The sequence below is a fragment of the Mesorhizobium argentiipisi (SeqCode) genome (assembly GCF_037179585.1).
In the GTDB taxonomy this organism is placed as follows: Bacteria; Pseudomonadota; Alphaproteobacteria; order Rhizobiales; family Rhizobiaceae; genus Mesorhizobium; species Mesorhizobium argentiipisi.
This window is the reverse complement of record NZ_JAPYKO010000027.1, coordinates 41002-54865: the sequence shown is the minus strand read 5'-3', so window position 1 is coordinate 54865 and position 13864 is coordinate 41002. Positions and strand designations below refer to the sequence as shown.

General features: G+C 63.7%; 12 protein-coding genes. 4 read left to right on the top strand and 8 right to left on the bottom strand.

Features of this window, described 5'->3' with window-relative positions:
- Positions 1-14 precede the first annotated feature (14 nt).
- Entirely contained in the window at positions 15-1664 is a 1650-nt protein-coding gene (locus O7A05_RS27430; RefSeq protein WP_337096169.1) for a vWA domain-containing protein, read from the top strand.
- A 70-nt stretch (positions 1665-1734) separates the two neighbouring features.
- On the opposite strand, the gene edd is transcribed toward O7A05_RS27430, so the two are convergent.
- The 3 genes from edd to zwf all read right to left on the bottom strand — a co-directional run bounded on the left by edd (position 1735) and on the right by zwf (position 5787).
- Positions 1735-3558: a phosphogluconate dehydratase gene (gene edd / locus O7A05_RS27425; protein WP_337096168.1), complete on the bottom strand. Its 1824-nt coding sequence runs from the start codon at positions 3556-3558 to the stop codon at positions 1735-1737.
- 61 nt (positions 3559-3619) lie between these two features.
- Entirely contained in the window at positions 3620-4336 is a 717-nt protein-coding gene (gene pgl / locus O7A05_RS27420; protein WP_337096166.1) for a 6-phosphogluconolactonase, read from the bottom strand.
- Positions 4318-5787 carry a glucose-6-phosphate dehydrogenase gene (gene zwf / locus O7A05_RS27415; RefSeq protein WP_224712907.1) on the bottom strand — a complete coding sequence of 490 codons (1470 nt, stop codon included), beginning with the start codon at positions 5785-5787 and terminating at the stop codon, positions 4318-4320. Before zwf ends, pgl begins: the two co-directional genes overlap by 19 nt.
- A gap of 258 nt (positions 5788-6045) precedes the next feature.
- On the opposite strand from zwf, the gene O7A05_RS27410 reads away from it, so the two are divergent.
- Positions 6046-6792 carry an SDR family oxidoreductase gene (locus O7A05_RS27410; protein WP_337096199.1) on the top strand — a complete coding sequence of 249 codons (747 nt, stop codon included), beginning with the start codon at positions 6046-6048 and terminating at the stop codon, positions 6790-6792.
- A gap of 105 nt (positions 6793-6897) precedes the next feature.
- Positions 6898-8217, top strand: coding sequence for a Mur ligase family protein (locus O7A05_RS27405; RefSeq protein ID WP_337096163.1), 1320 nt, complete (start codon positions 6898-6900; stop codon positions 8215-8217).
- On the opposite strand, the gene O7A05_RS27400 is transcribed toward O7A05_RS27405, so the two are convergent.
- The 3 genes from O7A05_RS27400 to O7A05_RS27390 form a co-directional block, all read right to left on the bottom strand.
- The gene (locus O7A05_RS27400) at positions 8201-9085 is read right to left on the bottom strand and encodes an SH3 domain-containing protein (RefSeq protein ID WP_337096161.1); all 885 of its coding nucleotides are present in this window, start codon (positions 9083-9085) and stop codon (positions 8201-8203) included. The genes O7A05_RS27405 and O7A05_RS27400 overlap by 17 nt on opposite strands.
- A 248-nt stretch (positions 9086-9333) precedes the next feature.
- A complete protein-coding gene (locus O7A05_RS27395; RefSeq protein WP_337096160.1) occupies positions 9334-10620 on the bottom strand; it encodes an NAD(P)/FAD-dependent oxidoreductase in 1287 nt (428 codons plus the stop codon).
- A gap of 11 nt (positions 10621-10631) precedes the next feature.
- Positions 10632-12068, bottom strand: coding sequence for a glutamine synthetase family protein (locus O7A05_RS27390; RefSeq protein ID WP_411970618.1), 1437 nt, complete (start codon positions 12066-12068; stop codon positions 10632-10634).
- 144 nt (positions 12069-12212) lie between these two features.
- On the opposite strand from O7A05_RS27390, the gene O7A05_RS27385 reads away from it, so the two are divergent.
- Complete coding sequence (locus O7A05_RS27385) at positions 12213-12926, top strand: HAD family hydrolase (RefSeq protein WP_337096158.1); 714 nt, start codon at positions 12213-12215, stop codon at positions 12924-12926.
- A gap of 18 nt (positions 12927-12944) precedes the next feature.
- Here the strand turns inward: O7A05_RS27385 and O7A05_RS27380 are convergent, their stop codons facing one another.
- Together O7A05_RS27380 and O7A05_RS27375 are read right to left on the bottom strand one after the other, a co-directional pair.
- On the bottom strand, positions 12945-13394 hold the full coding sequence (locus O7A05_RS27380) for a response regulator (RefSeq protein WP_337096157.1): 450 nt from the start codon (positions 13392-13394) through the stop codon (positions 12945-12947).
- Between the two features lie 224 nt (positions 13395-13618).
- Positions 13619-13861, bottom strand: a complete 243-nt coding sequence (locus tag O7A05_RS27375; protein WP_027168360.1) for an SMc00767 family acetate metabolism repressor — start codon at positions 13859-13861, stop codon at positions 13619-13621.
- Between the last annotated feature and the right edge of the window lie 3 nt (positions 13862-13864).

Here is a 13864-nt window from a genome sequence, read left to right as displayed (position 1 = left end):
CTCAGGAGATTTTCATGGCGGGACTGATGCGGAGCGCCGCTGCGGCGATCCTGCTTTTTTCGATGACCAGCTTCGGCTTTGCCGCCAACAAGGTCATCATCATCCTCGATGCATCGGGCTCGATGTGGGCCCAGATCGACGGCAAGCCGAAGCTGGAGATCGCGCGTGAATCGCTGCGCACGGTGCTGCAGTCGGTTCCGGCCGACGACGAGATCGGCTTCATGGCCTATGGCCATCGCACCAAGGGCAGCTGCGACGACATCGAGTTGATCGTGCCGCCGCAAGCCGGCTCCGCCAGCGCTATTTCGGCGGCGGCCGACAGCATGAAATTCCTGGGCAAGACGCCACTCACGGCCGCGGTGAAGCAGGCCGCCGAGGCGCTGAAGTACACCGAGGATAAGGCAACCGTGGTGCTGATCACCGACGGGCTTGAGACCTGCGGCGGCGATCCCTGCGCGCTCGGCAAGGAGCTGAAGCAAAGCGGCGTCGATTTCACCGCCGATGTCGTCGGCTTCGGGCTGACCGCCGACGAGGGCAAACAGATCGCCTGCCTCGCCGAAAACACCGGCGGCAAATACATCCAGGCCTCCGATGAGAAGGCGCTGCAGGAAGCGCTGGTCGAGACCGTTGCGGCTCCCGCGCCGGCTCCCGAACCGGCGCCGGCTCCCGCGCCCGAGCCGGCCAAGCCTGAATTCAATTTCACGCCGAGCGTGGTCATGGCCGAGGGCGGCGATCCGATCACCGATGGCAATGCCTGGGAGATTTACAAAGCCGCGGCCGACGGCACGCGCGGCGACCAAGTCACGACCGAGTATGGCGTGCTCAAGACCAATCTCGAGCCGGGCGACTACATCGTCGTCGGCCGCGACGACGAGGCAAGGAACGAGCAGAAGATCAAGATAGAGGCTGGCAAGACCTACAGCCCGCTGTTCACGCTGAACGCCGGCACTTTGGTCATCCACCCACATGCTAGCCAGGGCTCGGAGATCAGCGGCGAAGCGCGTGTCGACTTCGCCTATCCGGGCGGCAGTACCACGCACTACGGCGATACCAAGGCCACGGTACCCGCCGGCGAGCAGAAGGTGACGGTGCAGATCGGCGCCGGCACAGTAACCGAGACCGTCCAGCTTGGCGCCGGGCAGACCGTCGAGAAGGACATCGTCGTCGGCGTCGGCCATGCCGTGCTCAACGCCTACTATACCGCCGGCGGCGACAAGGCCGACAATTCCGGCATCGGCTTCGAGATCGTCAAGGCGAAGAAGAAGATCGACGGCTCGCGTGAAAGCGTGGAGCACTCCTACGGTCCGGACAGCAAGTTCTGGCTGCCGCCGGACGATTATGTCGCGCTCACCACGCTCGATCTTGCCGTCGTCGAACAGCCCTTCAGCATCAAGGCCGGCGACAATCAGGACGTGAAGGTGGCTCTCGGCGCCGGCGTGCTGGCGATGTCGGCGCCCGGCGCCTATTCGATCGAGGTGCTCTCGTCAAAGAAGGATATCGGGGGCAAGCGCAAGTCGCTCGGCCTGACCTATGGTGATAGCTGGCAACAGACGATCCCGGCCGGCGACTATGTTGTCGTGCGCCACATGTCCGCTGAAGGCCAGGAGAAGGAAACGCCAGTGACGATCAAAGCCGGCGAGCGGACCGAGATCATCGTTCAGTAGGCCTTACAGTTAGCGAACGAAAAAGGGCGGCTCCGAGCCGCCCTTTTTCGTAAGGCACATTGGGAAGACGTCAGGCGTTGCCAAACGCGGCGGCTCCATGATCGGCCCGCCCGACCAACTGCCGGAAGCCTGCGAACAGCTCGCGGCCGAAGCCGAACTCGTTGCCGATGAGGTCGGCCTCCGCCGTGCGGCGCAGCGCGAACTCGGTTCCCGGCACCAGCACCTCCAGCGTGCCGGCGTCGGCGTCGAGCCGTATGACGTCGCCGTCATGGATCCTGGCGATCGGCCCGTCCTCCACCGCTTCTGGCGTCACATGGATCGCCGCCGGCACCTTGCCGGAAGCGCCCGACATGCGCCCGTCGGTCACCAGCGCCACGCGCTGGCCGCGATCCTGCAGGATGCCGAGCACGGTAGTCAGCTTGTGCAGTTCCGGCATGCCGTTGGCCTTCGGCCCCTGAAAGCGGATTACGGCGACGAAGTCGCCGGTAAGCTGGCCGGCCTTGAAAGCATCATTCAGGCCCTGCTGGCTGTCGAACACCTTGGCCGGCGCCTCGATGACGCGCCGTTCGGGCTTGACCGCAGAGGTCTTGATCACGGCATGGCCGAGATTGCCCGCAAGCACCTTCAGTCCGCCGGTCGGCTGGAACGCTTTCTTGACCGGCGCCAGCACCTTTTCGTCGCCGCTGTTGAGCGGCGCCGCTTCGCGTAGCACGCTGCCGTCCTCGCCAAGCGTCGCCTCGACCGCGTAGGGCCGCAGGCCTTCGCCCCACACCGTCTGCACATCCTCGTGTAACAGGCCTTCGTCGAGCAACTCGCGGATCAGGAAGCCGAGCCCGCCTGCCGCGTGGAAGTGGTTCACGTCGGCAAGCCCGTTTGGGTAGACGCGCGCGAGCAGCGGCACGGCCTCCGACAGGTCGGAAATGTCCTGCCAGGTGAGCGCAATGCCGGCGGCGGCGGCCATGGCGATCAGGTGGATCGTATGGTTGGTCGAGCCGCCGGTGGCGTGCAGGCCGACGACGCCGTTGACGATCGAGCGTTCGTCGATCATGCGCCCGACCGGCGTATAGGCATTGCCGAGCGCGGTGATCGCCAACGCCCGTTTGGCCGCTTCCCTTGTCAGCGCGTCGCGCAGCGGCGTGCCCGGATTGACGAAGGACGCGCCGGGCGTATGCAGGCCCATGATTTCCATCAGCATCTGGTTGGAATTGGCGGTGCCGTAGAAGGTGCAGGTGCCCGGCCCGTGATAAGACTTGGACTCCGCCTCAAGCAGTTCGGCGCGGCCGACCTTGCCTTCGGCATAGAGCTGGCGGATCCTGGCCTTCTCGTCGTTCGCGAGACCGGTCGTCATCGGCCCAGCCGGGATGAAGACAGCAGGCAGGTGCCCGAAGGTGAGTGCCGCGATCACCAGCCCGGGCACGATCTTGTCGCAGACGCCGAGGAAGACGGCCGCGTCGAACATGTTGTGCGACAGGCCGATCGCCGCCGCCATGGCGATCACGTCGCGCGAGAACAGCGAAAGCTCCATGCCGGGCTGGCCTTGGGTGACGCCGTCGCACATCGCCGGCACGCCGCCGGCGACCTGAGCGATGCCGCTCGCTTCGCGCGCGGCTTCCTTGATCAGCGCCGGGAACGTCTCGAAGGGCTGATGCGCCGACAGCATGTCATTGTAGGAGGTAATGATGCCGAGGTTCGGCACGCGGTCGCCGCCGAGCGCAATCTTTTCGGAGGGGCTGCACACGGCAAAGCCATGGGCAAGGTTGCCGCAGCCCAGCACCGCGCGGTTTGCGGTCCGGCTGGAAGCCTCCGCGATACGGCCGAGATAGGCTTCGCGGCCGGCTTTCGAACGGTGGCGGATGCGTTCCGTGATGGCTTCGATATCGCGTCTGGCTGTCATGGTCCGTCCTTTCGAGCCCGGCGACGTCCTCCCTCTGCCACCGGACTGTCCTCATCTGAAATCAGGGTGCCCAGAACACCTCTATCGGTCTCGGCGCCGCCTCGATCACTCTGCGGATTGGCTTTTTCGCGCCGGGACCAATCGCGCCGTTGAACGCGGCGCGCTTGTCCTCGCCTTCGATGTGGAGCGCGACAAAACCAGCGGCGATGATGCGCGCCATCGACAGCGTGAGTCGCGGCTCGCCGCCGCTCTGCGCATGCACCGGCAGCACGATCCGCTGCGAGGCCGAATCGAGCAATTCCTCGAGATTGCCGGCATCCGGGAAGAAGGATGCCGTATGGCCGTCGCCGCCCATGCCGAGGATCACCACGTCGAGCGGCCAGGGCAGCGATCTGAGCGCCTCGCTGTCCGTTGCCGCTGCATCCTCAATGCTTGCCGCCTCATGATAGAGCGGCACGAAGCGCGCCACGGCGGCCTTGTTCTGGAGCAGGTTCGCCGCCACCAGCCCGGCATTCGAGCGCGGCGAGGACGGCGGCACGAAACGCTCGTCGACCAGCGTCACGGTGACCTTGTCCCAGGCGATCGGCGTGGTCGACAGCGCCGCGAACAGCTTTGCCGGCGTGGTGCCGCCGGACACCGCGAGCAGCGCGGAGCCGCGTTCCGCGATGGCGCTGGTCAACCGGTCTCCGATCTCACCGGCAAGCGCCGTCGCCAGGTCCTGGCGGTCGGCAAAGCCGTTCCAGCCGTAGCGGACTTGGCTCAATTGCTCTCGTGCCATGTCCGTCCGTCACGTTCGATAAGAGCGATCGAGGCCGACGGCCCCCAGGTTCCGGCGGTATAGCCCTGAGCTTCCTGCCGGGCGCTTTCCCAGGCGTTCTGGATCGGGTCGATCCATTTCCAGGCAGCCTCGACTTCGTCGCGGCGCATGAACAGCGTCTGGTTGCCGCGCACCACATCCATGATCAGCCGCTCATAAGCGTCCGGCGCACGGCCTTGGAAGGACTGCGCGAAGCTCATGTCGAGCGAGATCTGCCGCAGCCGCATGCCGCCCGGCCCCGGATCCTTGATCATGATGAACTGCTTCACCCCCTCATCCGGCTGCAGGCGGATGACCAACTGGTTGGGGAAGATCGGCCCGGCGCTGTCGCCGAAGATGGAATAGGGGATCGGCTTGAACTCGATGACGATTTCCGAGACGCGGGTGGCGAGCCGCTTGCCGGTCCTCAGATAGAAGGGAACGCCGGCCCAGCGCCAGTTGCCGATCTCGGCCTTTACAGCGACGAAAGTCTCGGTGTTGCTGTCCTTGCCGAGCTCCTCGACGTAGCCCTTGACCGGCCCGCCGGCCGAAGCGCCGGCTCGATACTGGCCGCGCACAGTGTGCTTCGGCGCCTCGTTGCCGTTGATGCGCTTCAGTGCCCTTAGCACCTTCAGTTTCTCGTCGCGCACCGCGTCCGCGTCCATCGACGACGGCGTTTCCATGGCTACCAGGCAGAGCAGCTGCAGGATGTGGTTCTGCACCATATCGCGCAACGCGCCGGCCTTGTCGTAGTAGGTGACGCGATCCTCGAGACCAACGGTCTCGGCGACCGTGATCTGAACATGGTCGATCTGGGCGGAGTTCCACAATGGCTCGTAGAGCGCATTGGCAAAGCGCAGCGCCATCAGGTTCTGCACCGTTTCCTTGCCGAGATAGTGGTCGATGCGGAAGATCTGGCTTTCGTGGAAATCGTCACCGACGGCGTCATTGAGCGCCCGCGCCGAGGTGAGGTCGCGGCCGATCGGCTTTTCCAGCACAATGCGCGAGTTCGGCGTGATCAGCTTGTGCTCCTTGAGCTGGTGCGAAATGTCGCCGAACAGCGCCGGCGCCACCGCAAGGTAAAAGGCGCGGATGCGGTCGCTGTCGCCGATTGCCTTCTTCAACTTATCGAAGCCGGCGCCAGTCGTGGCGTCCGCCGACACGTAGGAGAGCCTTGCCAGGAAAATCTCCAACTCCTTCGGATCGATATCGGCAGGCTTCACATGGTCTGATATCGCCTTCTTGGCGAAGGTCTGGAATTCGGCATCGGTCATTTTGGCGCGCGAGGTGCCGATGATGCGCGTCGGCTCGGAGAACTGGTGGCCGCACTGGCGATAGTAGAGCGACGGCAGGAGTTTGCGTTCCGACAGGTCGCCGGTGCCGCCGAAGATGATGAAATCGAAAGGATCGACAGGGATGATCTGGCTGGTCATGGTCAGTCCGATTTGATGCCGTATATCGGCAGCATAGTTGCTATATTCTAATCGATTTAAATTTTCCAGTGCCATGGTGTCACAGGCAGGACCAATCGCTTGCTGTTGCATCCGTCCACCTGTTTGCCGACACTTGCGCCGCCGACAAGCCTGTCGATAAAGCCATGGCTTCCGGCAACGTTCGCGGCCGCACAATAGAACGCGAATGTGACGAAAGCTAAGGGAGATAGTTGCGGAAATCCAATGAGCGGGAAAACCATGCGTCTGGAAAACAAGGTAGCCATCATCACGGGCGCTGCGTCGGGCTTCGGGGAGGGCATGGCGAAGCGCTTCGCCGAAGAGGGCGCGCGCGTGGTCGTCGCCGACCTCAACGCCAAGGGCGCCGAGCGGGTGGCCGAAGAGATCGGTCCCAACGCGATGTGGACTCAGACCGATGTGTCCCTGCGCTCCGAATTCGACGAGATGATCTATGCCGCCAAGAGCGCCTTCGGCCGCATCGATATCATGGTCAACAATGCGGGTTTCACCCATCGCAACGGCGATATGCTCGGCGTCGACGAGGAAACCTTCGACCTGATCACCGCGGTCAACATGAAGGCGATCTATCACGCGGCGCTTGCCGTCGTGCCGATCATGGACCGGCAGGGTGGCGGCGTCATCCTGACCACGGCCTCGACGGCCGGACTTCGGCCGCGGCCGGGCCTGACTTGGTACAACGCCTCCAAGGGCTGGGCGATCACCGCCACCAAGTCGATGGCGGTCGAACTGGCGCCGAAGAACATCCGCGTCAACTGCCTCTGCCCGGTCGCCGGCGAGACCGGCATGCTGGAGAAGTTCATGGGCGCCGACACGCCTGAAATCCGCGAAAGATTCCGCGCCTCGATCCCGCTCGGCCGGTTCTCGACACCGCTCGACATCGCCAACGCGGCGCTGTGGCTGGCCTCGGATGAAGCCGCCTTCATCACCGGCGTGGCGCTGGAGGTCGACGGCGGCCGCTGCATCTGAGCTGCTTCAGGTGGCGCATGGCCGGTTTATGCGCGGTCAAGCCGAGTCCCATTTGACTTCATGGTCCGTCAAAACGATAACGGGTCGGGGTAGGGGAATTGGCGCGTGGTTAAGGTTAGGCTGCGTGAAATTCGCAATGATCTGGGCTGGCGATTGCGTCGCTATCGGGCAAACCGTGCGCGTGCCCAAAGCAAGGCGGTCTTCATCGGGATAACCGGCAGCTCCGGGAAATCGACGGCAACCAGCTTGCTTGGGCATATCCTGGCCGGTCACGGCACGGTCCATACGCAAGTTCTGGCCAACACGCTCAACGCACTGGTACGCACGCTCTACAAGCGCATGAAACGCGTGGGCGAATTCGACTACGTCGTCTTCGAAGCCGGCGCGTATGAGCCCGGTTCGATCCGAGGCATGGCGCAAATGCTGAAGCCGGACGTCGCGCTCGTGACGATGATCCGGCTGGAGCATGTCGGCAAGTTCAGGACGCTGGAAGCTGTTGCGCAAGAAAAACGGGCGCTAGTCGATGCGTTGGAGCCCGGCGGAATTGCAGTGCTCAATTGCGACGATCCGTACGTGCTTGCCATGGCGGCCGGCGCGAAATGCCGGATTGCGACCTTCGGCCAGTTCGGGAACGCGGATTACCGGGTCACCGATGTTTATGCCGCATATCCCGAACTGCTGCGATTGTCGCTGCATTGGCGCGGTGGCGTGCTGGATATCCGTGCCCCGTTTCCCGGCGAGCAATTCTGGCTGCCCGTCGCCGCGGCGGCCGCCGCGGCGCTGGAGCTTGGCGTCCCGGCGGAGAAGGTCGTGGCAAGGCTGGCGTCGTTCGAGCCGTTGCCGAACCGTTGCAAGGTGCAGAAGACCGACGGCGGTCCGCAATTCCTTGTCGATACGGCCAAGGCGCCCTGGCATTCGATCGACCTCGCCCTGGACATGATGGCCAAAGCGAGGGCTGCCCGCAAGTGCATCGTGCTCGGACAGATTTCCGACTATGTCGGGTCGACGAGAAAATACGGCACCGCTTATGGAATTGCGCGCGATATCGCGGAGGAGGTCATCTACACCGGCGACAATGCCCACCGCTCACGCGCCAGCCAGGCCGACCGCGACAGCGGCCGTTTCGTGGAGCTTCGCACCCCGAAGGAAGTCTCCGATCATATCAAGCAGACCGCCGTTCCCGGAGAACTGATCCTGCTGAAGAGCTCATCCAACCTTCATCTGGAGAGGATCGCGCTGGCCTGGACGCACGACGTCAGGTGCTGGATTCCGGCGTGCGGCAAGAAAGAGGACTGCCAGACTTGCGGCCTCTTCGACGTGCCGTTCCAGGAACACAAGTCCTTCGTCGCGGATCGCAGGCTCGAGCGCAGGAAAGATCGGCTCGGACGGCTGCTCGGCCGGTTAGGTTTCAGGCGCCGGTCTTGACGTAGCTTTTGTAGACCCAGCCGTGCTTGCCGTTATAGATGATCTCGCACCATTTCTTGCAATTCATCACCTGCACTGATGCCTTGGCCGGCACCGTGGTGATTGCGGCGGCGCCTTTCTTCGGGCTTGAGCGCATGGTCACAGCCCTCACGACGCGCCCGTTTGCGGCCGCGCTGGCCTTTTGAGCTTTCGGCTCAGGCTGCGCCGAGCTGTCCGTCGCTGCCGGCTGCGGATCTGAAACCTGCGGCTTGGCTTCGGGAATGGCGGCGGTTTGGGCGCTATCCATCTTGTCGCCCGGCTTCTTCGCTGCTGTCTCGCTGGCGGAACCGGCGACCTGCGACAGCGCGTTCGCGGCGTCGTTCTCGGCATCCGCCTCGGCAAAGGCCGTGTCGGTCGATTGCGCAGGGGCCGTGTCGGCGGCCTGCTTGGATGGAGCTGGCTGGTTCTCGGCCGGGGCAGGCGGCGTCTTGGCGTCGGAAGCCGTCCAGCGAGGGTTGTTTGATGCCAGGGCCGGAATGTTGGCTTCGCGGGCCGCCGTCGTGGGCGTTACCGCATCCCCCTTGCGCGCGGCCTGCGGCGCCGTCGCCACGGTGACCGCCGCTGCCGCCGGAGCGACTTTCGTGGTCTTCACCGGAATTGTCGGAACGATCTGCGCGGCATTTGCCGCAGCCACTTGCCGGTCACTGCCCGGAACGCACAGCCACAGCGCCACCGCGGCCACGCCGAGCAGCGCGGCGGTGCCGACCGCTGCAATGACCAGATGCGCGTTCGACTGCACCTTTTGCCAGAAGGACGGTCGTACGTTATAGCCGAACTGCATTGTAAAGCGCTGCCGTTCCGGCGCGCCGAAACTGAAGGGCTCGTTCACTCAAACCACCTCCAACAAGCGGGCCGACGTTCTATCGATCATTGCCGTAAGGATCGGCATCGGTCCCTAAATCACTGCGGGCAAGGCCCGCTAAGTCCCCGGATTTTCGCCCATGATTGCACCTTTTACTGCTGATTATGGCATGAGTGAGCCAAATTGCGAAATTCTGCGTGCCTGTTAAGGCTTCCACAACCCGCCGCGTGGAAGCCGCCGGCCTCGAATCGGCGGCTTCGGCTGGGCAGCCGGCTTCAAATCCTGTCACGCAGCGCGAACCAGTTGAGCGCAAGAAACAAGAGCGGCGCGCGGAACCGGCGGCCGCCGGGGAAGGCGGGGATTTTCAGATCCTCGATCAGTTTCAGCCGGTCGCGATTGCCGGCAACGGTCTCGGCATAGAGCTTGCCGAAGAAGTTCGACAGCAGGACGCCGTGGCCGGAATAGCCGCCTATCGAAATCACCTTCGGCATCACCTCGCGCACGAACGGCTTTCTCGGCACCGTGATGCCGACATAGCCGCCCCAGCCATGCGTGATCTCTACATCCTTCAGGTCCGGGTAGAGCTCGGCGATCTGCCTGCGGATGTGGATATGGATGTCCTTCGGGTCGTTGACGGCGTAGACCTCGCGGCCGCCGAACAGGAGCCGTCCGTCTTTCGACTTGCGGAAATAGCGCACCACGAAGCGGGAATCGTCGACCGACTCGCCGCCCGGCAGCACTTTGGAGGCCGCGCCGAGCGGCACGGTCGCGCCGATGAAGGAGCCGATGGGCATGATGTGCGCCGCGCTCACCGGCTCCAGATTGCCGCCATAGGCATTGACCCCGATCAAGCATTTGTCGGCCATGATCGTGCCTCTGGGCGTCGTGACCGTCACCTTGCCGCCATTGGAGACGATGCCGGTGGAGGGCGTCTGTTCGAAGAGATGCGCGCCGGCGGCCGCCGCCACTTTCGCCGTGCCGATCACCAGCTTCAGCGGGTGGATGTGCCCAGTGCCGGTGTCGCGGGTGCCGCCGAAATAGCGCGTCGAGCCCAGCCGTTCCGCCGTCTCCGTCGCGTCCATGAAGCTTATATGCGGGTAGCCGAAGCGGCTCGCCATGATCTCGGCGTGGCGCCTGTAGTCGTCGACGTAGCGCCGCTTGTGCGCGACCGAAAGCTGACCCGGCATATAGTCGATGTCGATGGAGTTGGCAGCAGCGAAGTCGAACAGATGCGCCTTGGCTTCTTCGGCCATGTCGAACAGCGCCTTGGCGCGGGAGAGGCCGTACTCGGCCTCCAATTCTTGCGCCCAGGCGCGCTGCCCGGTGCCGAGCTGGCCGCCATTGCGCCCCGACGCGCCGTCGCCGAAACGATAAGCCTCGATAAGGACGACATTCGCGCCTGTCTTCGCCAAGTGCGCGGCTGCCGACAAGCCAGTGAAGCCGCCGCCAATAATGACGACGTCGCATTGGCGATCACCACCTAGCGAAGGGTATTCGGGCCGAGGCCCGGCCGTATCCTCGTACCACGAGCGGCCCGGGGAAATGGGAGACTGGTAGGGCATGATCAGTAGCCCTATACGTTCAACAAGAGATACTCCCGCTCCCACGGGCTGATCACTTCCATGAAGGTCTCGAACTCGGCGCGCTTGATCGCGGTGTAGGTGGCGGCGAAGGATTTGCCGAGTATGGCGCCGAGCTCCTTGTCGTCCTCGAACAGGCCGACGGCCTCCAGAAGGCCGCGCGGCAGGTCGATTTCATCCGCATTGGCGGTCGTCAGGACCGGCGGTTCCGCCTTGATCTTCTTGTTTATGCCGACCAGCCCGCAGGCAAGCGAGGCCGCCAGCGCCAGGTAGGGGTTGGCGTCGGAGGAGGGGATACGATTCTCGACGCGTCGCGCCGCTGGATCCGAGCGCGGCACGCGGAAGGCGGTGGTACGGTTGTCATAGCCCCATTTGTTGTTGACCGGCGCCGACGCCTGCTGCGTCAGCCGGCGATAGGAATTGACGTAAGGCGCAAACATCACCAGTGCGTTCGGCACGTGCTTCTGCATGCCGCCGATAAAGTGGAAGAACGCGTCGGTCTCGGAGCCGTCCTCGGCCGAGAAGATGTTTTTGCCGGTCTTCTTGTCGATCACCGACTGGTGGATGTGCATGGCCGAGCCCGGCTGCCCCTGGATCGGCTTGGCCATGAAGGTTGCGTAGATTTCGTGCTTCAGTGCCGCCTCGCGGATGGTGCGCTTGAACATGAAGACCTGGTCGGCGAGCTCGATCGGATTGCCGTGGCGCAGATTGATCTCGAGCTGGCCGGCGCCTTCCTCATGGATCAGCGTGTCGATCTCCAGGCCCTGCCGTTCCGAGAAGTGGTAGATGTCGTCGATCAGTTCGTCGAATTCGTTGACGCCGGCGATCGAATAGCCGGCACCACCGCCGATCGGCCGGCCCGAACGCCCGACGGGCGGTGTGAGCGGATAGTCCGGATCGGGGTTCTTGCGCACCAGATAGAATTCGATCTCGGGCGCCACCACCGGCTTCAGCCCGCGCTCGTCATAGGCCGCGAGCACGCGCTTCAGCACGTTGCGCGGCGTGAACTCAACCGAGCGACCGTCCTGGTGAACGAGATCGCAGATCACCGCAGCCGTCGGGTCTTCTTCCCAGGGCACGACGGTCAGCGTCGAAAGATCGGGCAGAAGCTTCAGGTCGCCGTCATCCTCGGGATAGTGGAAGCCGTTGCCGTCCTCGGGATAGCCGCCGGAGATCGTCGTCATGAATACGGCCGAAGGCAGCGCCAGCGAGGTGTTGGAGGTGAATTTCTTCGACGGCATCATCTTGCCGCGGGCGACGCCCGCCTGGTCGGGCGTGATGCATTCGATGTCTTCGATGCCGCGCCATTCGAGCCAGGCGCTGGCTTCCTTCCAGTTCTTCACACCGCGTTGGTTCTTCAGGAAGGCAGGCGTGCGGGCGCGTCCCCCCCGGCTCGACGGACGGACTTCCTTTTTCTCAGGCGGCATCATTCACCAGATTGTGTTGCGGATTTCGGACTATAGCCGGGCGCCACGGCGGAAGGGAAGGGGAGGCAAGGCGCACCTCCGTCTTCAGGCTGGCGGCGGGCCGTAACAACGGCTAAACCGGCCGTCCATGAAGAACGGTGTCCGCATATGCCCGCCTCTCACCTGACGACGATAGGCTTCGATGCCGACGACACGCTGTGGCAGAACGAGCAGTTCTTCCGCATGACCGAACAGCGCTTTATCGCCATGCTTGCCGAGCACGGCGAGCCAAGCCTGATTTCCGCGAACCTGCTTGAAGCCGCAAAGCGCAATCTCGGCGTCTACGGCTTCGGCATAAAGAGCTTCACGCTGTCGATGATCGAGACCGCGATCGAGGTTACCGAAGGCCGTGTTCCGGCCTCGACCATCGCGGAAATCCTGGCTGCCGGGCGCGACATGCTCAGCCATCCGATCGAGCCGCTGCCGCATGCGCGTGAGACGGTCGAGAAGCTCGCCGGCAGCTATCGCCTGGTGCTGATCACCAAGGGTGACCTCATGGACCAGGAGCGTAAGCTGGCGCAATCGGGATTGGGTGAGCTTTTCGACGCCGTCGAGATCGTCAGCGACAAGAGCGCCGCTACCTACGCCCGCATCTTCAGCCGCCATGGCGACGGGCCGCAAAAGAGCGTGATGGTCGGCAACTCGCTGAAGTCGGATGTCGTCCCTGCCATCGATGCCGGCGGCTGGGGCATCTATGTCCCGCATGAATTGACCTGGGCGGCCGAGCATGCCGAGGCGCCGGTCGCGGCGGCGCGTTTCCGCCAGATCGCCGACTTGAGCGAATTGCCGGCGCTGATCGAACGCATCGCCACGGCGCGCTGACCGGGTTTTAGGGGCGCCTTAGCCGCGCCCGACCAGGCGATCCACCACCGGTTGCAGTCTCTCGGGCGTGATCGGCTTGGCGACTACCGCATCGACCAGGCTCGACAGGCCGAGGCTCTCCGGCGTGCCATTCCTGGTTGAAAGCAGGATCACCGCCGGCAGCGGCTTGCCGGAGGCGCGCCGCAGCGCGTCGATTGCTGACATCAGCCGGTCGCAATCCTTGTTGTCTGGGCCGCCGTCCAGGATGACGGCGCAGGGCAACTGGCCGGTGAGTGTCTTCTCGGCGGTTTCGGGCGTTTCCGAGATCGGTTTCAGCCCCGATTTCTCGACGATTTTCGATACCACGACCCGGTTGATCGACGATTTTCCGACAACGAGCACCTTGGAAAAATTCGCCGCGATCGTTCCGGTCCGGGCTGCAGGCTTCGGATGTTTTTCGGAGTGGTCGTCACGGTTGGCGGGACACATCGGCGGGCAGGCACTCTGGTTCAATGCAGGGTTGAAACCTGAGGCACAATTGGGTGAGATCGCGGCCGGTGTCAAGCTGAAACGATCGAGGTCGAAAATATAGCAAGAAATTCCGGAATTCAGCGCAAGTCGTACCTCCTGGCGACGAAGGCACTCGAAAAAATGCGATAGTCTCCCGAACGTATAGCGCGCGGAAGACTATCGCCGAGACTGTTGACGTTACGTCAAGTATGACTCTGCTGGGTAACGATCACCGGGATCAAAAGGTCTCCCCAGTTGCCGTCGCCGCCATGGTGCCTGGCCGAACGCACCAACTCCACCGAGACGCCGGCCTCGACTGCCTTCATGACCGACTGGTTTAGCCTGTGCAGATCGTTGGCGAGCATGCGGATCGTCGCCTGCTGGTCGACGCTCATCGCGCTCGATTGCTCTTCTGCCCTTTCCTTGACGCGGCTTATCGATGCCATCGC

Coding starts and splice junctions, on each gene's coding strand:
- zwf (WP_224712907.1), bottom strand. CDS start 5,787: ATGACCAGCCAGATCATCCCTGTCGATCCTTTCGATTTCATCATCTTC.
- O7A05_RS27410 (WP_337096199.1), top strand. CDS start 6,046: ATGCGTCTGGAAAACAAGGTAGCCATCATCACGGGCGCTGCGTCGGGC.
- O7A05_RS27390 (WP_411970618.1), bottom strand. CDS start 12,068: ATGATGCCGCCTGAGAAAAAGGAAGTCCGTCCGTCGAGCCGGGGGGGA.
- O7A05_RS27385 (WP_337096158.1), top strand. CDS start 12,213: ATGCCCGCCTCTCACCTGACGACGATAGGCTTCGATGCCGACGACACG.
- O7A05_RS27380 (WP_337096157.1), bottom strand. CDS start 13,394: ATGTGTCCCGCCAACCGTGACGACCACTCCGAAAAACATCCGAAGCCT.
- pgl (WP_337096166.1), bottom strand. CDS start 4,336: ATGGCACGAGAGCAATTGAGCCAAGTCCGCTACGGCTGGAACGGCTTT.
- O7A05_RS27430 (WP_337096169.1), top strand. CDS start 15: ATGGCGGGACTGATGCGGAGCGCCGCTGCGGCGATCCTGCTTTTTTCG.
- O7A05_RS27395 (WP_337096160.1), bottom strand. CDS start 10,620: ATGCCCTACCAGTCTCCCATTTCCCCGGGCCGCTCGTGGTACGAGGAT.
- edd (WP_337096168.1), bottom strand. CDS start 3,558: ATGACAGCCAGACGCGATATCGAAGCCATCACGGAACGCATCCGCCAC.
- O7A05_RS27375 (WP_027168360.1), bottom strand. CDS start 13,861: ATGGCATCGATAAGCCGCGTCAAGGAAAGGGCAGAAGAGCAATCGAGC.